Here is a 21,069-nt window from a genome sequence, read left to right on the forward strand (position 1 = left end):
TCGCAAGGGCGCTGACACCGCCTGGAGCCCGTCCGAATGCCCACACCCCAAGCCGATCCCGTCCTGCACAACTACCGGGCCATCGCCGACGCCATCGCCACCCTGTTCTTCCCCCACGCCGAAGTGGTGCTGCACGATTTGCGCAGCCAGAAGATCGACTACATTGCCAACAACCTGTCCAAGCGCGAGATTGGCGATGATGCGGCGCTGGAGGACATGTTCGAGGAAGGTACCGACGAGACCAACATCGGACCGTACGAAAAGCTCAACTGGGACGGTCAGAAGATCCGCTCGCTGAGCACCGTACTGCGCGACCCGGCCGGCAAGCCGCTGGCGGTGCTGTGCATCAACCTGAATATTTCCCTGTTCGAAAACGCCAAGGCGGCGCTCGACCTGTTCTTGTCGCCGAGCAAGCTGATCCCGCAGCCCGATGCGCTGTTTCGCGATGACTGGCAGGAGCGCATCAACACCTTCCTCAACAGCTGGCTGCGCCAACGTCAACTGAGCCTCAACCTGCTCAGCCGCGACCATAAGCGCGAACTGGTACTGGCCCTGCACGCCGAGGGTGCGTTCAAGGGCAAGAGTGCCGCCAACTATGTGGCCAATGTGCTGGGGATGGGACGGGCGACGGTGTACAAGCACCTGAAGGAACTCAAGGCCTGATCACGCTCAGGCCTTGAGTAAAGCGGCGATCAGTCGCCGTAGATATCAGACTTGAAGTACTTGGCCTGGATCTTCTGGTATTCGCCGTTGGCGCGAATGGCGTCGATGGCCTGGTTCAGCTCGGTCACCAGTTGTGTGTTGCCCTTGCGCACCGCGATACCCGCGCCTTCACCCACATAGCTCGGGTCTTTCAGCTCTGGGCCGACGAAAGCGTAGCCTTTGCCCTTCTCGGTATTCAGAAAACCCTGCTCCAGCGGAATGGTGTCGGCGAAAACGCCGTCCAGACGCCCGGAAACCAGGTCCATGAAGATCTCTTCGTTACTGGTGTAGCGCACCACCTCGATACCCTTGGGGGCCAGCACCTCGGTGACGTAACGGTCAGTGGTAGTTGCCCGCTGCACACCGATGCGCTTGCCCTTGAGGCTGACGAACTGGTCGTCGACCTGGCTGCCTTCCTTCATCGCCAGGCGCGCGGAGGTGAAGTAGTACTTGTGGGTGAAGTCCACCGAGCGCTTGCGCTCTTCGGTGATGGTGATCGACGACAGCGCCGCATCGATCTTCTTGACCTTCAGCGACGGGATCAAGCCGTCATACTCCTGCTCGGTCCACTGGCATTTGACCTGCATCTGCGCGCACAGGGCATTGCCGATGTCGTAGTCGAAGCCGCTGATATTGCCGTCAGGGGTCTTGAATGCGAACGGCGGGTACGCGGCTTCGATGCCAATGCGCAATGTCTTCTCGGCGGCAAACAGACTGCTGCTGGCCATCAGGCTCAGGGCCAGGCCGCTGATCAGGGTGAACTTGTTCATGACGGGGCTCTCTCGCTCGTTGTTGGAGGTGTGGTGCCAGACAGAGGGAAAGGGGCAGGCGCGGGTCGGCCTGGAATTATTTTGTACTTATAATTCCATACTGGACTTTTTGGTATGAAAATTCAACAAGCAAAAGCATCGCGGGACAAGCCCGCTCCTACCTTGATCCCTGTAGGAGCGGGCTTGCCCCGCGATCAGATTTACCAGCGCCCGGCAGCCTCTTCATCACTCTGCTTGCCCTCGACCCAGCGCGGGCCGTCGCCGGTCTGTTCCTTCTTCCAGAACGGCGCGCGGGTTTTCAGGTAGTCCATGATGAAATTGCAGGCATCGAATGCGGCCTGACGATGGGCACTGGCAACACCGACAAAAACGATCGGCTCACCGGGCTCCAGGCCGCCGATGCGGTGCAGCACCTCGACCTTGAGCAACGGCCAGCGCTGCTGGGCTTCAACCACGATCTTGGCCAGGGCCTTTTCGGTCATGCCCGGATAATGCTCGAGGAACATCCCTGCTACGTCCTGGCCATCATTGAAGTCGCGCACGTAGCCGACAAAACCGACCACCGCCCCGACACCGACGTTGGCCGCGTGCATCGCATTGACTTCAGCCCCCGGGTCAAAGGGCTCGCTCTGGACTCGAACGCTCATGCTCAGCCTCCAGTCACGGGCGGAAAGAACGCCACTTCGTCACCGTCTTCAAGCGGCTCGTCCAGCTTGCACAGCTCTTCATTGCGCGCGCACATCAGGTTCTGTTCGCGCAGCACATCATGCTTGTCACCTTTTGCAACCAGCGCCTTGCGTACGTCATCCAGGGTAGCGAACGAACCCTCGAGCTTTTCGGCATCAACCCCCAGAAACTCCCGGTAACGGGCGAAATACATCACCTTGATTTTCATTTCACTTCATCCGCCTGGTAATGGCCGCTCTTGCCGCCGAGCTTTTCCAGCACGCGCACGCCGTCGATGATCATGCCGCGGTCGACCGCCTTGCACATGTCATAGATGGTCAGGGCCGCGACGCTGGCAGCGGTCAGCGCTTCCATTTCTACCCCGGTCTGCCCGGCCAGCTTGCAACGGGCGACGATATAGACAGTGTCGTTGCCTTCGGCGCTGAGCTCGACCTTGACGCTGGTCAGCAGCAACGGGTGGCACAACGGAATCAGGTCACTGGTCTTCTTCGCCGCCTGGATACCGGCAATGCGCGCCACGGCAAACACGTCACCCTTGGGGTGTTCGCCTTCGACGATCATCTGCAGGGTTTGCGGGAGCATGCGCACCCGCGCTTCGGCCACCGCCTCACGCGACGTCACGGCTTTATCGGTGACGTCGACCATGTTGGCGCGACCTTGGGAATCGAGATGGGTCAGCACAGCTTTCCTCCTATTCAGGAGCAAAGAGTGTAAACCCTGGGGTCAGGTCTTCGAAGCGAAAAATAGCCTGGGCCGGCGTCAAGGCGCTTTATTGGGGTGTATGGCTGAATATAGGTTTTACAGTGCAAAAACTAGAAAGCTCCATACTCATGATCATTTGAAACCATTCAGCCTGAAGACAAAGTAATACACCAAAATTCATTAGACCAATAAACACCAAACCCACGAATATTCTTACAGCATTATAAGACCCCCCTTACCCGCATTAGCCTTGACATTGCCCAGAGCAAAATTACCCTCACACATCAAGCCTAAGAACTTCACCAGCCACAATGAAAAACCCTTGTTGAAGATAGTCATGCCGCGCCAAATTAATAAACCACCGAACAACACCTATCGACCGACCGAATGCCAAACAGACACTTTTGCACCAAACACAAAACAATAACATTTGTGATAAACAATACAACGCACATCAAGCCAGGAGACCGTTGAAGTGCAACAGATCAGCACCAAGAACTACTTCTCTCTGTGTGGAATCCGGTTCTGCAGCTCTGTTGTACTATGGCTCGACTTCATACTCATTTTTTCGACGCTAACTTTCATTTTCGATGCCTCGGCACAAACGCTAGCATTAGCAGCTTCCTTGTATGGGATTCCGGCGCTTCTCTTTGGCCCTTATCTAGGATCATTGGCAGACCGATTCAACCCCTGCATAATAATCTCGGTCAGTTTCTGTATTCGTTTCATTGCATCTTGCGCTCTGTTTGCAGCCCCTTCCGTTGAGTTGTTTTTGGCATTTACAATGCTAAAGGGCTTATCTAACCTTGGCTCAACAGCGGCCGAAGTCGTTCTCACAAGAAACTTGCTGACCGCACCGCAGATTATCCGAAACACTTCATTAATTATGATAATAGATCAAACCGTAAAAATCGTATCCCCCCTTGCAGCTGGGATTCTCACAGGATTGAGTTTTAAGTCAGCCGGTTTTTTACTTTCCGCTTTTGTGTGTTTGTGTGGTTTACTATTCGTAACTTTATTATCTGCAAGGATCATGAGAAGCGAGGCCACATGTCCTTTAATTCCAAAAACCAGCAACCGACAAATCTATAGTTTTTTCAAAAAACAATTGACCGCACGTATTTTTTTAATGTGCATACTTTCCCAGTCAGCCGCCTTGGGTCTATACGACTCCCTATTGAGCTTGCTGTTGAAGGGGAACGGACAAAGTGCAACGTCTTTCGGCGTTATCGTCAGTGCAACTGCACTGGGCGGCATTTTTGCAGGCTTCTTGTTTCCACGCCTTTATCGTAGTGGTTCGCGTATCTGCTCCACAATAGCGTCGATGTGTTTTGGTCTCGCAGTACTCGCAGTCGGATCTCTCAGCTTTTTTCCTGCGTATTTCGAGCTTAATCTCTTGTCGCTACTTTTTCTTCTCGCCGGATTCGCCTATGGTCTGACAACTCAGGGCCTCACAACCACTTTGCAACTCACTTGCCCCCCTAACAAATTGGGTACGACATTTGCGACTGTGCGCACTCTATCCATCGCTCTGTTCATCAGTTTCCCCATACTGGGTGGTTGGCTAGCGGAATTGGCCAACATCGCCAGCGTTCTCTTAGCAGCAGGTATCTCCACCACCTTGATCGCTTGTACGCTACATGTTACCCATCGGACGAATCATTCAGAAAGTACCAGCATACGAGATAGCGCAACCATAGACTGAAACACTGCAAGCCTGCGAAAGCGCAGGCTTGCAGTTAAAGGTTTGCGGGAGCATGCGCACCCGCGCTTCGGCCACCGCCTCACGCGACGTCACGGCTTTATCGGTGACGTCGACCATGTTGGCGCGACCTTGGGAATCGAGATGGGTCAGCACAGCGTTACTCCTGTTTCAGGACAGTCGATTGTAAACCCTTGAGTCAGACCTTAGCGACAAGCGCGGACACTGCCTGGGGCTTTAAACATGCGATATCCATCTACTACACACTGATGCGTCTGCAGGTAGAAGCCGCCAATGCAACAACCTTGCACGCACCCTAACCTGATGCCAGGAGGCACCGATATGGTCATGAACGCGAAAGACTACGAAAAAATGCAACCCGTCTTTGCTCCCTACATTGGCAAGACATTCAGCAAGGAGTTAGCCGACGAGATCTGCAAAAATGCGGGTGGAGGTGAAGTCAGCGAGATTCGGCCGGGAGTCATTGGTTATACCGGGCAGAGCCCTTACCTGCTGATTCTCGACAAGGACGACAGCATAGTGAGCGTAATTTTCACCGGTTGGGGTGCTTTTGGCCGCGGTTGGAAATGAAATTACCAGCAATGAAAAAGCCCGCATCGGCTGATGCGGGCTTTTTGCAACCTCCGTACCGGGTTACAGGTGCGATTCGGCGTATTCGGCCAGAATCGAGCGCGGTACGCCCTGCAGGGTGATGTGCACGCCGTTGGGGAAGTCCTTGAAGCGCTCGGTCAGGTAGGTCAGGCCGGAGCTGGTGGCGGACAGGTAAGGGGTGTCGATCTGCGCCAGGTTGCCCAGGCAGATCACTTTGGAACCGGCGCCGGCACGGGTGATGATGGTTTTCATCTGGTGCGGGGTGAGGTTCTGGCATTCATCGATCAGGATCAGGCTCTGCTGGAAGCTGCGACCGCGAATGTAGTTCAGCGATTTGAACTGCAGCGGCACCCGCTCAAGGATGTACTCGACGCTGCCATGGGTGTTTTCGTCATCCATGTGCAGGGCTTCGAGGTTGTCGGTGATTGCCCCGAGCCAGGGCTCCATTTTTTCTGCTTCAGTGCCCGGCAGGAAGCCGATCTCCTGGTCCAGCCCCTGCACGCTTCGGGTGGCGATGATGCGCCGGTAGCGCTTGCTGACCATGGTCTGCTCGATGGCGGCGGCCAGGGCCAGGATGGTCTTGCCGGAACCGGCCGCGCCGGTCAGGTTGACCAGGTGAATGTCCGGGTCGAGCAAGGCGAACAGCGCCAGGCTCTGGTGGATGTCACGCGGCTTGAGGCCCCAGGCTTCCTGGTGCAGCAGCGGCTCCTGGTGCAGGTCGAGCAGCACCAGCTCGCCATCCTTGATGCCCTTGATCCAGCCGACGAAGCCCTGCTCGTCAATGATGAACTCGTTGATGTGCACGGCCGGCAGGTTGTCGATCATCTGCACCCGGTGCCAGGTGCGGCCATGGTCCTGGCGGGTCTCGACCTTGCTGACGCGGTCCCAGAACGAGCCGGTGACGCTGTGGTAACCCTTGGACAGCAGGGAGACGTCGTCCACCAGCTGGTCGGTGCTGTAGTCCTCGGCCGCGATCCCGCAGGCGCGGGCCTTGAGGCGCATGTTGATGTCTTTGGTCACCAGCACCACGTCCAGTTCCTTGCGCCGGCTACGCAGCTCGAGCAACTGGTTGATGATGATGTTGTCGTTGAGGTTCTCCGGCAGCAGGCGGTTGGGCTCGTTGCGCGGGCTCATGAGAATCGACAGGAAGCCCTTGGGGCCACTCTTGCCGCGCTGGATCGGCACGCCCTGCTCGACATCGGCCGGCGAGGCATCGCCCAGGGTCTGGTCGATCAGGCGGATGGCCTGGCGACATTCGGCGGCAATCGTATGTTTGCCCGTCTTGAGTTTGTCGAGCTCCTCCAGCACCGTCATCGGGATGGCGACGTGGTGCTCCTCGAAGTTGAGCAAAGCGTTGGGATCGTGAATCAGTACATTGGTATCGAGCACATAAAGGATTGGCTGGTTGGAGGAAGTGCTGCGTCCTTGATCATCCATACTCGGTCACCTTTGTGGGAGCCAGACGACGCAATACCTGAGCGGTGCTGCGCCGCGAAGTGGCCGCCGGTTCTCCCCTGGTCCGCGTCGTTACGGGTAGGGAGCTGCGAACAAAGAATGGGCCGTAGGACGCCACCTGTGCTGCAGGGTTCGGCGGTCTGTCTTCGTAATACCGCAAAACCCATGACCGGAAAAAGCGTTTTTACGTTTTTTTGAAGTTTATTTTTCGATCGGCCAATTAGCCCTTGGCGCAGGGGCAAAGCACCGCTACAGTCATAAATCCAGTCATGTGAAATGCCTGCGATCTTTCCTTCCCGCCTCTTAGCGAAACTTTACACTTTCAACGCTTTTCGCCGAAATTACGGCAATCTTCCCAGCCAATTCCACTCTGAGCCGTTTGCTTGAGCAACCAGGCCACTGCCTCCTGCGCCTTGGGCTGGGCGTCGTGAAACTGGATCAGCCCCTTGCGCCACAGCAACATCAAGGTCAGCACCCGCTGGGCCGCCTGTTCGCTGTTCAACGCGCCCTGATCCTGGGCGTCGATATCCCACAACACCACCTGCAAATGCTGGCCGGCGAAGAATGCCTGGCTGTCGGCACGGCGCTGGCCATAAGGCGGCCGGAACAACGGCACATACTGCTGCGGCAAGTCGCCCTGCACCCGCGCCTGGCTGCGCAGCACCGAGTCCTGCCAGCCCTGCCACTGCCCGTGGGAGCGGTACTGCCAGCCTTGCAAGCCCACGCACTGGCCCTGGTAGAGCGCCCGCAGGTCGCCAAGCGAGGTCTTGTCGCGCCGGTTCTGCAGGCTGTTGCCCAGCACAAAAAAGGTCGCCGACAGCCGTTGCCGGCGCAGGAACTCGGCCAGGCCGTCGGTACTGCCGCCCGCCAAGGATGGGCCGCCATCGAAGGTCAGCATGAATAGCCGGTCGTTGAGCTCGTCGCCATTGCGCTCAAGGTCGGAGAAGCGCTCGATTTCGCTGGCGGTCTGCGGGAACAGCGCGGCCTTGCGCAGCAGCTCGTCCAGGTAGCGCTCGTGAAAGGCCCGGCTGGGCTCGGCCCAGCTCGCGTAGAACGAGTCGGCGGCGACTTCGAAGGTTGCCGTCTGCTTGCGAAAATCGCCCAGGTCGTCGATGGCATAACAGAACGAGGCATCCTGCTCGCAGCTCTTCTGCGCCAGGTCGTAGTTGCGCCATAAGCGCTGCCACAGGCGCTGGCGCAGCGTGTTGATCGACAGCAGATTGACCTGGCGCAGGTTCAGCCGCGCCGCCAGGGCGCTCTGGTCGAGCATTTCGCTTTCAGCCAGCACCCGGGCAAACCCGAGGATTTCGGCGCGCGAGGCGACATCGAACAGCGCCGGGCTGTCGAGCTGCTCTGGCCAGTGGTTGCGGTCGAAAGTGGCGACCGGGGCTGGCGCGGCCTGGGCCGTGACGCTGAACAGGCCAGCCAGTAAAACAAGGGCAATGCGCACGATCGGGCTCTCCGTTTTCCTCGCCGCGCACTATAGCGCCAAGTGTCGGGATGGTCTGTGGCTATTGCCTTGATAGCTGGAGATCGCCGCCCCCGCCCCGTAGAATCGGCGCCACGAATAAAGGAGCCGACCTGATGCTGACGGTGATTTCCCCCGCCAAGACCCTCGACTACGACACCCCGCCGGTAACCCAGCGCTACACCCAGCCGCAGTACCTGGATGATTCCCAGGAACTGATCGTGCAGTTGCGCGAGCTGTCGCCGGCGCAGATCAGCGAGCTGATGCACCTCTCCGACAAGCTCGCCGGGCTCAACGCCGCGCGCTTCGGCAGCTGGACGCCAGCCTTCACCCCGGACAACGCCAAGCAGGCGCTGCTGGCGTTCAAGGGCGACGTGTATACCGGGCTCGACGCGCAAAGCCTCAGCGAAGACGACTTCAGCTACGCCCAGGAGCACCTGCGCATGCTCTCCGGGCTGTACGGCCTGCTGCGCCCGCTGGACCTGATGCAACCGTACCGTCTGGAGATGGGCACCAAGCTTGCCAACGCCCGCGGCAAGGACCTGTATGCCTTCTGGGGCACGCGCATCAGCGAGTGGCTGAACCAGGCCCTGGCCGAGCAAGGCGACGACCTGCTGCTGAACCTGGCCAGCAACGAGTACTTCAGCGCGGTCAAGCGCAATGCCCTCAAAGCGCGGGTGATCAACACCGAGTTCCGCGACTTCAAGAACGGCCAGTACAAGATCATCAGCTTCTACGCCAAAAAGGCCCGCGGCATGATGAGCCGCTTCGTGATCCAGGAACGCATCAACGATCCCGAGCAGCTCAAGCAGTTCGATGTGCAGGGCTACTACTACAGTGCCGAGCTGTCGAAGGCCGACAACCTGGTATTTCTGCGCGATCACGCGGACGAGTAAAAGCTTTCGCGGGGCAAGTCGGGCCACCGCATCGCCGCTCCTACCCGTCGGAGTGGGAGCGGCGATGCGGCCCGACTTGTCCCGCGATAAATACGCCACAATCCTGGCGCCAAAAAACCACCCTTCTAGCTTTATCGCAAAACGCCATAAGACCGTTCGTAATTTTTTGACGAATTTTGAAAAAAAATTTCCGGTACTGGCATAAAAACATCCCACCTCGAGTTCGTCCTTTATATACAGGGACGAAACTGACAAGTGCTATCAAAGTGAAAGTATGGCCATCAGATAAAATATTAAAAAATCTTTCACGGCCCCTGAACCGCCCCCGGAACTTATCCCTTCAGCCATCGCTCATACCACCCGTAACGATTCTCGAGCATTATGTGAGAGATGACCTACAGCATTGATTGGAGCGCACAGTCATTGTGCATCCAGACAACTTTGACTTGAGTGTCGGTCACCCGACCCACAGTTGAACCCAGGAGAAACGCGCCCCTAAAAATCGTCCTTGTGGTTGATTTCAAAGGATTTTATTCACTTGAAAGAACAAGCACTGCAGTTTCGGGTAACCGATCTGCAATAAAGACGGCTGCATAACAGGGCACGCCCATAATTATTGGCCTTTGGCTGCCAACTTTAAGTGCAACGACTTTTGCACTTGATATTTATATGCCTGCACACGGTGAAGTGACATCTTTCTGCCACGCCTCCGTGTGCCCGATAACTGCTGGTTAATCAACCCGGTCTGGCTCTATTTATTGAGCCGGCGTGATAAACACATGAGGTGAATGCGATGCGTATCAGCATCTTTGGTTTGGGTTATGTGGGTGCAGTCTGTGCTGGCTGCCTGTCGGCACGTGGCCATGAAGTGATTGGCGTCGATGTATCCACCACCAAGATCGACCTGATCAACCAAGGCAAATCGCCGATTGTCGAACCGGGGCTCGAAGCCCTGTTGCAACAGGGTATCGACAATGGCCGCCTGCGTGGCACCACCGATTTTGCCGCGGCAATTCGCGACAGCGACCTGTCGATGATCTGCGTCGGCACGCCAAGCAAGAAGAACGGCGACCTGGGCCTGGAATACATCGAGTCGGTGTGCCGCGAAATCGGCTTCGTACTGCGGGAAAAATCCAGCCGCCACACCATCGTGGTACGCAGCACCGTGCTGCCGGGCACGGTGAAGAACGTGGTGATCCCGATCCTCGAAGACTGCTCGGGGAAAAAAGCCGGCGTCGACTTCGGCGTAGCGGTCAACCCGGAATTCCTGCGCGAAAGCACCGCGATCAAGGACTACGACCAGCCACCCATGACCGTCATCGGCGAACTGGACAAGACCAGTGGCGACCTTCTGCAATCGCTGTACGAAGAACTCGACGCGCCGATCATCCGCAAGGACATCGAAGTGGCCGAGATGATCAAGTACACCTGCAACGTCTGGCACGCCACCAAAGTTACCTTCGCCAACGAGATCGGCAACATTGCCAAGGCGGTCGGCGTCGATGGTCGTGACGTGATGGATGTGGTCTGCCAGGACAAGGCCCTGAACCTTTCGCAGTACTACATGCGCCCGGGCTTTGCCTTCGGCGGTTCGTGCCTGCCCAAGGACGTGCGCGCGCTGACCTATCGCGCCGGCAGCCTGGACGTCAAGGCGCCACTGCTCAACTCGCTGATGACCAGCAACGAGTCGCAGGTACAGAACGCCTTCGACATCATCGAAAGCCACGACAAGCGCAAGGTCGCCCTGCTCGGCCTGAGCTTCAAGGCCGGTACCGACGACCTGCGCGAAAGCCCGCTGGTGGAGCTTGCCGAACGCCTGATCGGCAAGGGCTACGAGCTGAACATCTACGACAGCAACGTCGAGTATGCGCGGGTCAACGGCGCCAACAAGGAATACATCGAGTCGAAAATCCCTCACGTGTCGTCGCTGCTCAATGCTGACTTCGAGCAGGTGATCAACCACGCCGACGTCATCGTGCTGGGCAACCGCGACGAGAAGTTTCGCGCCCTGGCCCAGCAGGCGCCCGCCGGCAAGCAGGTCATCGACCTGGTCGGTTTCATGAGCAAGGCCTCCTGCCCGAGCAGCCGTACCGAAGGTATCTGCTGGTAACCCGCAGGTTGCGCGGGGCCGCCCGGCCCCGCGCGCCATCAACGCCCCTTCCATTCGATACGGATGCAGAACATGCACAGGCTCAAGCACGGCCTGCTACAGGTCGCCGGTTGGCTGTTCTACGTGAGCCTGCTCATGTTGATCGCCCTGGCCTTGCCCAACTCCATTTTCGACCCCGACTCGAAGGACTTCATTTTCCTGGTCGGCGCCGTCGGCATCTGGCGCTATTCCATGGGTGCCACGCACTTTGTCCGCGGCATGCTGTTTCTCTACGTGGTCTACCCCTACCTGCGGCGCAAGGTGCGCAAGCTCGGTAGCGCCGCCGACCCATCTCATGTGTACCTGATGGTCACCAGTTTTCGCATCGATGCCCTGACCACCGCCCAGGTCTACAGCTCGGTGATCCGCGAAGCGATCGACTGCGGCTACCCGACCACTGTGGTCTGTTCGCTGGTGGAAATGTCCGACGAACTGCTGGTGAAAAGCCTGTGGGAGAAATACAACCCGCCGCAGCGCGTGACCCTCGATTTCGTGCGCATTGCCGGTACCGGCAAGCGCGACGGCCTGGCCTACGGCTTTCGGGCCATCTCCCGCCACCTGCCGGATGAAAACGCCGTGGTCGCGGTGATCGATGGCGACACCGTGCTCGGCGAAGGCGTGGTGCGCAAGACCGTGCCCTGGTTCAAGCTGTTCAGCAATGTCGGCGGCCTGACCACCAACGAATTCTGTGAAGTACGTGGCGGCTACATCATGAGCGAGTGGCACAAGCTGCGCTTCGCCCAGCGCCACATCAACATGTGCTCGATGGCCCTGTCCAAGCGCGTGCTGACCATGACCGGACGCATGTCGGTGTTCCGCGCCGCCGTGGTGACCAACCCCGAGTTCATCGCCGACGTCGAGAACGACTCGCTGCAGCACTGGCGCCTGGGCCGCTTCAAGTTCCTCACCGGCGACGACAAGTCGAGCTGGTTCAGCCTCATGCGCCTGGGCTACGACACCTTCTACGTGCCGGACGCGGCGATCAACACGGTCGAGCACCCGCCGGAAAAGAGCTTCATCAAGGCCAGCCGCAAACTGATGTACCGCTGGTACGGCAACAACCTGCGGCAGAACTCCCGCGCCCTGGGCCTGGGCATCCGCCGCCTGGGCCTGTTCACCAGCGTGGTGCTGTTCGACCAGCGCGTGTCGATGTGGACCAGCCTGCTGGGCCTGACCGTCGCGGTGATCGCCAGCCTCAAGTTCGGCCCGGCGTTCCTGCTGGTGTACCTGCTGTGGATCGGCATCACCCGGCTGATCCTGACCCTGATGCTGTTGTGCTCGGGCCACAACATCGGCCCGGCCTACCCGCTGATTCTTTATTACAACCAGATCGTCGGCGCGATCATGAAGATCTACGTGTTCTTCCGCCTCGACAAGCAGTCCTGGACCCGCCAGCCCACTGCCCTCAAGCGCGACCTCGCCAGCTTTCAACAATGGTTCAACACCTGGTCCTCCCGGACCATGACCTTCTCGGCGGCCAGCATCTTCATTGCTGTGCTGTTCATGGTCGTGTGAGCCGGAACCCGATTGGATTAAACAGGAACAAATCGCCATGAATACCGCCGTGAACGTCAATGTCGTGCATGAGTCCGAAGCCCAGCGCCAGCACGCCCGGGTACGCATCCCGGCCAAGCTGCGCTACCTGGGGGAGAACCGCGAAACCCTCGAAGTGAAGGTCGACGACCTTTCCGCCGGCGGCCTGAGCTTCCATGCCAAGCACCCGTTGAAAGTCGGCGAAGTGCTGCGCGGGCGCTTGCAGTTCACCGTCGACAAGCTCGGCCTGGCCATGGACATCGAGTTCCAGGTGCGCTCCTTCGACCCCTCCAGCGGCCGCGCCGGCGTGCAGTTCCAGAACCTCGAACCCCGCGATATCGCCACCCTGCGCCACATCATCACCTCGCACCTGTCGGGCGAACTGATCACCATCGGCGACGTACTCAGTACCCTGCAGCGTGACAACTTCACCAAGGCGCGCAAACAGAAAGACGCCAGCGGCGGGATGAGCGCCTTCGGCCGCTTGCGGGCGGTGACCTTCAGCCTCGGCGTGTTCGTGGTTGGCGTTGCCGCCTTCGGCTTTATCGCCAAGTCGGTATACGGCCTGTACTTCGTCAGCCATGCCCAGGCCGGGGTGGTCAGCGTGCCGACCAGCAACGTCACCATGCCCCGCGACGGTACCGTGCAGGGCCTGGTGGAGAGCGGCGGCCAGGTGGTCAAGGGCGCGCCATTGGCCTCGTTCAGCACCAGCATGCTGGACATGCTCAAAGGCCACCTGGATGACCAGCAACTGGAGCCGGCCAAGGTCGAGGAGCTGTTCGGCAAACAGATGAGCGGCACCCTGACCAGCCCCTGCGATTGCGTGGTCGCCCGCCAGCTGGTGGATGACGGCCAGTATGCAAGCAAGGGCCAGGTGATCTTCCAGCTGGTCCCGCGCACCACCATTCCCACGGTCGAAGCGCGCTTCAGCTACCGCCAGTTCGACGACGTCAAACCAGGCTCGCGCGTGCACTTCACCGTCGCTGGCGAAGAGCAGACCCGTACCGGGCAGATCGTCAGCAGTAGCAGCCTGAACAGCGAAGACCTGTCCTCGGACATCCGCGTGCAGATCAAGCCGGACGAATCGCTGCCCAGCGAACTGGCCGGCCGCCCGGTGGCGGTAGACAGCAATCGAGGCCCGTCGCTGGACTGGCTGATCGATAAAGCCGTGGCCCGTGGGCTCTAAGAGGATTTGCCCATGAATATGCTCAACACCCCAACTGTGGGAGCGGGCTTGCCCCGCGATGAAGCCCCTCAATTCCTCAAAGCGTTGTGCTCGATCGCGGGGCAAGCCCGCTCCCACAGTGGCACCCTTCTCGGCCTGGCCCTGGCCATCAGCCTGGCCGGTTGTGCCGGCCTGCCCGACCAGCGCCTGGCCAATGAAGCGCTCAAGCGCGGCGACACCGCCCTGGCCGAACAGAACTACCGCCAGCTCGCCGACCTCGGTTACAGCGAAGCCCAGGTGGGCCTCGCCGATATCCAGGTGGAAACCCGCGACCCGGCCAAGCTCAAGGAGGCCGAAGCCACCTACCGCGCCGCCGCTGATATCTCGCCGCGCGCCCAGGCCCGTCTCGGCCGTTTGCTGGCGGCCAAGCCGGACGCCAGCGAAGCCGAGCGCCAGGAAGCCGAAACCCTATTGAAAAAAGCCTTCGCCAATGGCGAGGGCAACACCCTGATCCCGCTGGCGATGCTCTACCTGCAATACCCGCAGAGCTTCCCCGGCACCAACGCCCAGCAGCAGATCGACACGTGGCGCAGCACCGGCTACCCCGAAGCCGGCCTGGCCCAGATCCTGCTGTACCGCACCCAGGACAGCTACGACCAGCACCTGGACGAGGTCGAGCGCATCTGCAAAGCGGCGCTGAGCAGCACTGACATCTGCTACGTGGAACTGGCCACCGTCTACCAGAAGCGCGCCCAGCCCGAGCAGCAAGCGGCGCTGCTCGAGCAAGTCAAAAGCGCCTACCAGCGCGGTGCAATCCCGGCCACCCGGGTCGACAGCGTGGCCCGCGTCCTGGCCGACCGCAGCCTCGGCCAGACTGACGAGAAAACCGCCCAGGCCCTGCTTGAGCAAGTGGCGCCGGTCAACCCCGGTTCCTGGGTCAGCCTGGCGCAGTTGCTCTACGACTTCCCGGAGCTTGGCGACACCGACAAGCTGATGGAATACATCGACAAGGGCCGCGCCGCCGAACAACCGCGCGCCGAACTGCTGCTGGGCCGCCTGTACTACGAAGGCAAGACCGTGCCGGCCGATGCGCAGCAGGCCGAAACTCATTTGCTCAGCGCCGCCAACGCCGGCGAAGTCAGCGCCCATTACTACCTGGGCCAGCTGTATCGCCGCGGTTACCTGGGCAGCGTTGACCCGCAAAAGGCCGTCGATCATCTGCTCAGCGCTGCCCGCGGCGGCCAGCTCAGCGCCGACTACGCCCTGGCCCAGTTGTTCAGCGAAGGCCACGGCATTCGCCAGGACCTGGTCAACGCCTGGGTGTTCAGCCAACTGGCGCAAGCCAACCCCAGCGATCAGTCGCGCGAGTTGGCCGCCCAGCTCGACCAGCAACTCACTCCCGCGCAAAAAGCCCAGGCCGAGCGCCTGCTGCAGCAAGAGCGCCAGGCCCGTGGCGCCATGGGCCCGGGTGCCGATGCACTGGCCCTGCAGGCCCAAGCGCAACCCGAACAAGGCGAGGACTCCCTATGACACTCAATCCGTGGATGAAAGCAGGCGTAGGCCTGGGCTTCGCCCTGCTCTGGTCGTGCCCGACCCTGGCGGCAATGACCGCTGAAAAAAACTTCGGCCTGGACGTGAAGATCACCGGCCAGTCCGAAGACGACCGCGACCTGGGTACCCGCTCCGACGGCGACGTCAACGGCCTGGGCCTGGACCTGCGCCCCTGGGTGTACGGCGAGCGCGGCAACTGGAGCGCCTTTGCCATGGGCCAGGCGGTGGCCGCCAGCGACATCATCGAGACCGACACCCTGCGCCAGTCCGGCGATGAGGCCGAGTCCGACAGCGGCCGCGCCCATGGCCGCGAAGCCGATAAAAGCTACCTGGCCATGCGCGAGTTCTGGGTCGGCTACAGCGGCCTGACCGCCTACCCCGGCGAGCAACTGCGCTTTGGCCGCCAACGCCTGCGCAACGACGACGGCATGTGGCGCGACACCAACATCGAAGCGCTGAACTGGACCTTCGACACCACCCTGCTGCGCGCCAACCTGGGCGTGGCCGAGCGCTTCAGCGAGTACCGTACCGACCTCACCGAGCTGGCGCCGGAAGACAAGGACCGCCTGCACATTTACGGCGACGTTGCCACGCAGTGGACGCCCGGGCACTGGGTCGGCCTGCGCGCCCACCACACCCACGACGACGGCAAGCTGAAAAATCCCGGCGAAACCGTCGACGCCCTGGACAAGACCCGCACCGGCGACCTCACCTGGCTGGGACTGGAAGCCAACAGCGACGCCTATAACTGGCGCAACCAGAACCGCGTCAACTACTGGGGCAGCCTGACCTGGCTGAGCGGCGATCGCGACAGCCTCAACACCACCACGGTCAACGGCGAGCAAGTGGCCAGCGGTAAGCAGAGCGGCGACGTCAATGCCTGGGCCACCGACCTCGGTATCCGCCTGCGCCTCGATCCCAACTGGCAGGTCGGCGCCGCTTATGCCCGCGGCAGCGGCGGCGGTGGTAGCGACGGTTCAGGCAACTACGAGCAGACCGGCCTTGAGAGCAACCGCTCCAACTTCACCGGCACCCGCTCGCGCGTACACCGCTTCGGCGAGGCCTTCCGTGGCGAACTGGGCAATGTCCAGGCGGCGACCCTGTTCACCTCCTGGCAACTGCGCGACGACTACGACGCCAGCCTGATCTACCACAAGTTCTGGCGCGTCGATGGCGACCAGAACATCGGCAGCAGCGGTATCAATGCCGTGGTCGAGGACAACGGCATCAACCGGCCGCTGATCCAGGGCGAGAAAGACCTCGGCCAGGAGATGGACCTGGTGGTCACCAAGTACTTCAAGCAGGGCCTGTTGCCCGCCGCGCTGAGCCAGTCGATCGACGAGCCGTCGGCGCTGGTGCGCTTTCGTGGCGGCGTGTTCAAGCCCGGTGACGCCTATGGCAAGGAAGCGGACTCCTACATGCACCGCGCTTTCGTCGACGTGATCTGGCGCTTCTGACGCCTGGGGTGCAATCAAATGAGCCATCAACCGAACAAGCTCCACACCTTATTGGCCGGCACCCTGCTGCTGGCCAGCAGCATCGCCCTGGCCAACGGCCAGGCGCCGACGCCGGTGGCCAAAGAGCTGCAGCAGGCCAAGACCTACACGGTCAGCAGCGCGCCGATCGAGCCGCTGCAGATCCCGGCGCCGACCCTGCCCGACCTGTCCGGCTATAGCGCGCAAGCGGTGCAGAAAAAGATCGACCGCTCGCACAAGGGCAAGGTCTCGGTGCGGCGCATGCTCCAGGAAAACAGCCTCAAGGAGTTCATCGGCGGCGACAACAAGATGGCCGAATGGGTGGCGCGCCAGCATGGCATTCCCCAGGCGATCTTCATCGACGACGGCCATGTGAACTTCACCGAGCTGAGCAAGCAGGTGCCCGCCCAGTACCTGCGCGAAACCGCGCCGGGCGTGTACCTGGCGCGCCTGCCGATCGTGGTCGGGCAAAAAGGCGTGCTCGAGATCGACGCCAAGGTCAAGGAACTGCGCCTGTCCCAGGAGGGTGGCGCGTTCATCGTCAACGACGGCAAATTGTTCGTCAGCGACACCCGGGTGACTGGCTGGCGCGAGAAAGACAACGGCCCGGCGACCTTCCGCTCGCCGAAGGAATTCCGCCCGTTCCTGCTGTCGTGGGGCGGCACCGAGACCTACATCGTCAACAGCAAGATGGCCAGCTTCGGCTATGCCAAGAGCAAGTCCTACGGCGTGAGCATTTCTCAGTACACACCGAACATGGCCAAGCAGATGGGCCGCCCGGAACCCACCGGCTGGATCATCGGCTCCGAGTTCAGCGACATGTGGTACGGCTTCTACTGCTACGAAACCAGCGACTTCGTGGTCAAGGACAGCACCTACCGCGACAACATCGTCTACGGCATCGACCCCCACGACCGCTCGCACCGATTGATCATCGCCGGCAACACCGTGTACGGGACCAAGAAGAAGCACGGCATCATCGTTTCACGCGAGGTCAACGACAGCTGGATCATCAACAACAAGAGCTACGACAACAAGCTCTCGGGCGTGGTCATCGACCGTAACAGCGTCAACAACCTGATCGCCTACAACGAGATCTACCGCAACCACACGGACGGCATCACCCTGTACGAGAGCGGTGACAACCTGATCTGGGGCAACAAGCTGATCAGTAACCGCCGCCACGGCATTCGCGTGCGCAACAGCGTCAACATCCGCCTGTACGAGAACGTCGCCATGGCCAACGGCCTGGTAGGCGTCTACGGGCACATCAAGGACTTGTCCGAGACCGACCGCAACATCGCCCTCGACCCGTTCGACACCAAGGTCTCGCTAATCGTCGTCGGCGGTGAGCTGGCGGCCAACGGCAGCGGCCCGCTGTCGATCGATTCGCCGCTGAGCGTGGAGCTGTACCGGGTGTCGATGCTGGCGCCGAGCAAGGCCAGCGGCATCAGTTTTTCCGGAGTACTGGGCGATCGCCAGGACGAGATTCTCGACCTGATGGTGCGCCAGGGCAAAGCCGTGCTGATCGATCCGGTCGAGCGCCAGACCGAAATGCTGGACTGAGGAAGCCAATCCTATGCAACCACAACTGACCAAGCTGCTGAGCCTTTGCGGCCTCGCCACTGCCCTGCTGGCCATCAGCGCCGGCGCCTCGGCCGAACAGGTCCAGGCACCGGACTTCACCGCCGAGCCGTGCTGCCAACTGTGCCCGCAGGCCCACGACGCCAGCCGCTACACCACCCGTTACCAGCAGAACTTCACCACCCTGGTGCAAGCCCAGGGCGACTGGCTGTTCCGCACCCGCGAAGACCTGCGCACCGAATTCGACACCACCCCGGCCGGCTACCGGCGCCTGCAGCAGTTGCACGATGCGTTCAAGGCCAAGGGCGTGGAACTGGTGATCGTCTACCAGCCGACCCGCGGCCTGGTGAACCGCAACATGCTCAAGCCGGCCGAAAAGGCCGCGTTCAATTACGCCAAGGCGCTGCACAACTACCAGGCCATGCTCGGGCGCTTCAGCCAGATGGGCTACACCGTGCCCGACCTGTCGCCGCTGACCAACGAACAACTGGCTGCGGCCGACCAGGGCAAGGACTTCTACTTCCGTGGCGACCAGCACTGGACCCCGTACGGCGCCGAGCGCGCGGCAAAAATCGTCGCCGACAGCGTGCACAAGATGCCGGCCTTCGCCGACGTACCCAAGCGTGAGTTCGAGAGCCACAAGTCCGGGCGCATGGGCAAGACCGGCACCCTGCACAACGTCGCCGGGCAGCTGTGCGGCACCAGCTATGCGGTGCAGTACATGGACCAGTTCGTCACCGAGCCCAAGGGCGAGAGCGGCAGCGACGACCTGTTTGGCGACTCCGGCAACCCGCAGATCACCCTGGTCGGCACCAGCCACAGCGGCAAGAACTACAACTTCTCGGGCTTCCTTGAGCAGTACATCGGCGCCGACGTGCTCAACGTCGCCTTCCCCGGCGGTGGCCTGGAAGGCTCGATGATCCAGTACCTGGGCAGCGAAGACTTCCAGAACAACCCGCCGAAGATCCTCATCTGGGAATTCTCGCCGCTGTACCGCCTCGACCAGGAAACCATCTGGCGACAGATGCTCGCCCTGGTCGACAACGGCTGCGAAGGCAAGCCTGCGCAGATGAGCGCCAGCACCGCGCTCAAGCCGGGCAAGAACGAGCTGATGGTCAACGGCCGTAACGGCGTGATCAAGGACCTGACCAATGGCCGTCACCAACTGGATATCCAGTTCGAAGACAAGTCGGTCAAGACCCTGCAAGCCACCCTCTGGTACATGAACGGCCGCCACGAAGACCTGAAGATCGAGAAGCCGGAAACCGCCGACACCGATGGCCGCTTTGCCTTCGAGCTGCGCGAGGATGAGGACTGGGCCGCCCAGACCCTGCTCGCCGTCGAAGTCCAGGGGCCGCAAAGCGGCAGCCAGAAAGTCGAAGCCACGCTGTGCAAACGAATGTGAGGCGCCTATGAAAAATTTCAGCACATCCCCTGTAGCAGCACTCGCACTGGCGCTGGCCCTGTTCGGCCCGGCCGCGCACGCGCCGCCGGGCTGGTCCCTCCCCAGGGCTATTACGCCGGGATCGAAAAACTCAAGACCGGCGACAGTGACTTCAAATGCGCAGCCATCCCCACGCCCTACACCGACAAGCTGCAGTTTCGCAGCAAGTACGAAGGCTCGGACAAGGCCCGCGCAACGCTGAACAAAGCCTCGGAAAAGGCCTTCCGCGACTCCACCGCGAGCATCACCACCCTCGAGCGCGGGGTCAGTAAACAGGTCATGCAGTACATGCGCGATGGCCGCCCGCAACAGCTCGATTGCACCCTGGAGTGGCTGAGCAGTTGGGCCAGCGCCAATGCGCTGATGTCCACCGACTACAACCACACCGGCAAGTCGATGCGCAAATGGGCGCTGGGCAGCCTCAGCTCGGCCTGGCTGCGCCTGAAGTTCTCCAACTCCCAGCCGCTGGCGGCGCACCAACAACAGGCCGAACTGATCGAGAAATGGTTCGGGCGCCTGGCCGACCAGGTGATCAAGGACTGGAGCGACCTGCCGCTGGAGAAGATCAACAACCACTCCTACTGGGCGGCCTGGTCGGTGATGGCCACCGCCGTCGCCACCGACCGCCGCGACCTGTTCGACTGGTCGATCAAGGAATACCGCGTGGCCGCCAACCAGGTCGACGCCCAGGGCTTCTTGCCCAACGAGCTCAAGCGCAAGCAGCGCGCCCTGGCCTACCACAACTACGCCCTGCCGCCGCTGGCGATGATCGCAAGCTTCGCCCAGGCCAATGGTGTCGATGTGCGCCCGGAAAACAACGGCGCGCTCAAGCGCCTGGGTGAGCGGGTGCTGTCGGGCTCGAAAGACCCGAGCCCGTTCAAGGCAAAGAACGGCGAGAAACAGGACATGGACGACCTCAAGATCGACAGCAAATACGCCTGGCTCGAGCCCTGGTGCAGCCTCTACAGCTGCAACAGCGACGTGCTCGGGCGCAAGCACGACATGCAGCCGTTCAAGAGCTTCCGCCTGGGCGGCGACCTGACCCGGGTCTATGACCCGCAGGCCGAACAGAAAAAATGAGCTAGGACCTGTCGCGGGTCAAGCCCGCTCCCACAGGAGCGCGGCGAACCCGCAATGCTTTAAACACTGCCCCCCGCGTTCCGACATGGGGGGT

General features: G+C 60.8%; 17 protein-coding genes and 2 pseudogenes. 12 read left to right on the forward strand and 7 right to left on the reverse strand.

What is annotated here, in order from left to right; genetic code table 11:
* Positions 1-36: 36 nt before the first annotated feature.
* Positions 37-663, forward strand: coding sequence for a helix-turn-helix transcriptional regulator (locus ACZ9A3_RS19110; protein WP_045197259.1), 627 nt, complete (start codon positions 37-39; stop codon positions 661-663).
* Between the two features lie 29 nt (positions 664-692).
* Here ACZ9A3_RS19110 and ACZ9A3_RS19115 read toward each other — a convergent pair whose 3' ends face one another.
* From ACZ9A3_RS19115 to moaC (ACZ9A3_RS19130), 4 genes are all read right to left on the reverse strand, one after another.
* Entirely contained in the window at positions 693-1,472 is a 780-nt protein-coding gene (locus ACZ9A3_RS19115; protein WP_045197257.1) for an ABC transporter substrate-binding protein, read from the reverse strand.
* Between the two features lie 200 nt (positions 1,473-1,672).
* Positions 1,673-2,119, reverse strand: a complete 447-nt coding sequence (moaE, locus tag ACZ9A3_RS19120; RefSeq protein ID WP_195884975.1) for a molybdopterin synthase catalytic subunit MoaE — start codon at positions 2,117-2,119, stop codon at positions 1,673-1,675.
* A gap of 2 nt (positions 2,120-2,121) precedes the next feature.
* Positions 2,122-2,367, reverse strand: coding sequence for a molybdopterin converting factor subunit 1 (gene moaD / locus ACZ9A3_RS19125; RefSeq protein WP_045197253.1), 246 nt, complete (start codon positions 2,365-2,367; stop codon positions 2,122-2,124).
* Positions 2,364-2,840, reverse strand: a complete 477-nt coding sequence (moaC, locus tag ACZ9A3_RS19130; RefSeq protein WP_010220726.1) for a cyclic pyranopterin monophosphate synthase MoaC — start codon at positions 2,838-2,840, stop codon at positions 2,364-2,366. Before moaC (ACZ9A3_RS19130) ends, moaD begins: the two co-directional genes overlap by 4 nt.
* Positions 2,841-3,336: 496 nt before the next feature.
* Between moaC (ACZ9A3_RS19130) and ACZ9A3_RS19135 the strand changes: the two genes are divergently transcribed.
* Positions 3,337-4,566: an MFS transporter gene (locus ACZ9A3_RS19135; protein WP_176794218.1), complete on the forward strand. Its 1,230-nt coding sequence runs from the start codon at positions 3,337-3,339 to the stop codon at positions 4,564-4,566.
* Between the two features lie 39 nt (positions 4,567-4,605).
* Here the strand turns inward: ACZ9A3_RS19135 and moaC (ACZ9A3_RS19140) are convergent.
* Positions 4,606-4,719, reverse strand: a pseudogene (gene moaC, locus ACZ9A3_RS19140) (cyclic pyranopterin monophosphate synthase MoaC); the annotation flags it as partial.
* Between the two features lie 186 nt (positions 4,720-4,905).
* On the opposite strand from moaC (ACZ9A3_RS19140), the gene ACZ9A3_RS19145 reads away from it, so the two are divergent.
* On the forward strand, positions 4,906-5,154 hold the full coding sequence (locus ACZ9A3_RS19145) for a hypothetical protein (RefSeq protein ID WP_093379737.1): 249 nt from the start codon (positions 4,906-4,908) through the stop codon (positions 5,152-5,154).
* Between the two features lie 63 nt (positions 5,155-5,217).
* Here the strand turns inward: ACZ9A3_RS19145 and ACZ9A3_RS19150 are convergent, their stop codons facing one another.
* Positions 5,218-6,612 carry a PhoH family protein gene (locus tag ACZ9A3_RS19150; protein WP_045197246.1) on the reverse strand — a complete coding sequence of 465 codons (1,395 nt, stop codon included), beginning with the start codon at positions 6,610-6,612 and terminating at the stop codon, positions 5,218-5,220.
* A gap of 340 nt (positions 6,613-6,952) precedes the next feature.
* Positions 6,953-8,080 (reverse strand): polysaccharide deacetylase family protein, encoded by a 1,128-nt coding sequence (locus tag ACZ9A3_RS19155; RefSeq protein ID WP_213603310.1) that lies wholly within the window; start codon positions 8,078-8,080, stop codon positions 6,953-6,955.
* A 134-nt stretch (positions 8,081-8,214) separates the two neighbouring features.
* On the opposite strand from ACZ9A3_RS19155, the gene yaaA reads away from it, so the two are divergent.
* The 9 genes and pseudogenes from yaaA to ACZ9A3_RS19200 all read left to right on the forward strand — a co-directional run bounded on the left by yaaA (position 8,215) and on the right by ACZ9A3_RS19200 (position 20,975).
* Complete coding sequence (yaaA, locus tag ACZ9A3_RS19160; RefSeq protein WP_045197242.1) at positions 8,215-8,994, forward strand: peroxide stress protein YaaA; 780 nt, start codon at positions 8,215-8,217, stop codon at positions 8,992-8,994.
* A gap of 793 nt (positions 8,995-9,787) precedes the next feature.
* The gene (locus ACZ9A3_RS19165) at positions 9,788-11,104 is read left to right on the forward strand and encodes a nucleotide sugar dehydrogenase (protein WP_045197240.1); all 1,317 of its coding nucleotides are present in this window, start codon (positions 9,788-9,790) and stop codon (positions 11,102-11,104) included.
* 63 nt (positions 11,105-11,167) lie between these two features.
* Positions 11,168-12,658: a mannuronan synthase gene (gene alg8, locus ACZ9A3_RS19170; RefSeq protein WP_176794217.1), complete on the forward strand. Its 1,491-nt coding sequence runs from the start codon at positions 11,168-11,170 to the stop codon at positions 12,656-12,658.
* 37 nt (positions 12,659-12,695) lie between these two features.
* The gene (locus tag ACZ9A3_RS19175; RefSeq protein WP_093379721.1) at positions 12,696-13,862 is read left to right on the forward strand and encodes an alginate biosynthesis protein Alg44; all 1,167 of its coding nucleotides are present in this window, start codon (positions 12,696-12,698) and stop codon (positions 13,860-13,862) included.
* A 12-nt stretch (positions 13,863-13,874) separates the two neighbouring features.
* On the forward strand, positions 13,875-15,371 hold the full coding sequence (algK, locus tag ACZ9A3_RS19180) for an alginate biosynthesis TPR repeat lipoprotein AlgK (RefSeq protein ID WP_476253001.1): 1,497 nt from the start codon (positions 13,875-13,877) through the stop codon (positions 15,369-15,371).
* Complete coding sequence (locus tag ACZ9A3_RS19185) at positions 15,368-16,849, forward strand: alginate export family protein (protein ID WP_476253002.1); 1,482 nt, start codon at positions 15,368-15,370, stop codon at positions 16,847-16,849. The genes algK and ACZ9A3_RS19185 overlap by 4 nt, the downstream gene beginning before the upstream one ends.
* Before the next feature lie 18 nt (positions 16,850-16,867).
* On the forward strand, positions 16,868-18,433 hold the full coding sequence (gene algG, locus ACZ9A3_RS19190) for a mannuronan 5-epimerase AlgG (RefSeq protein ID WP_476253003.1): 1,566 nt from the start codon (positions 16,868-16,870) through the stop codon (positions 18,431-18,433).
* Positions 18,434-18,446: 13 nt separating this feature from the next.
* Positions 18,447-19,856 carry an alginate O-acetyltransferase gene (locus ACZ9A3_RS19195; RefSeq protein WP_476253004.1) on the forward strand — a complete coding sequence of 470 codons (1,410 nt, stop codon included), beginning with the start codon at positions 18,447-18,449 and terminating at the stop codon, positions 19,854-19,856.
* A gap of 7 nt (positions 19,857-19,863) precedes the next feature.
* Positions 19,864-20,975, forward strand: a pseudogene (locus ACZ9A3_RS19200) (mannuronate-specific alginate lyase).
* Positions 20,976-21,069: the final 94 nt, after the last annotated feature.

This window comes from Pseudomonas sp. TE4620, assembly GCF_056279045.1.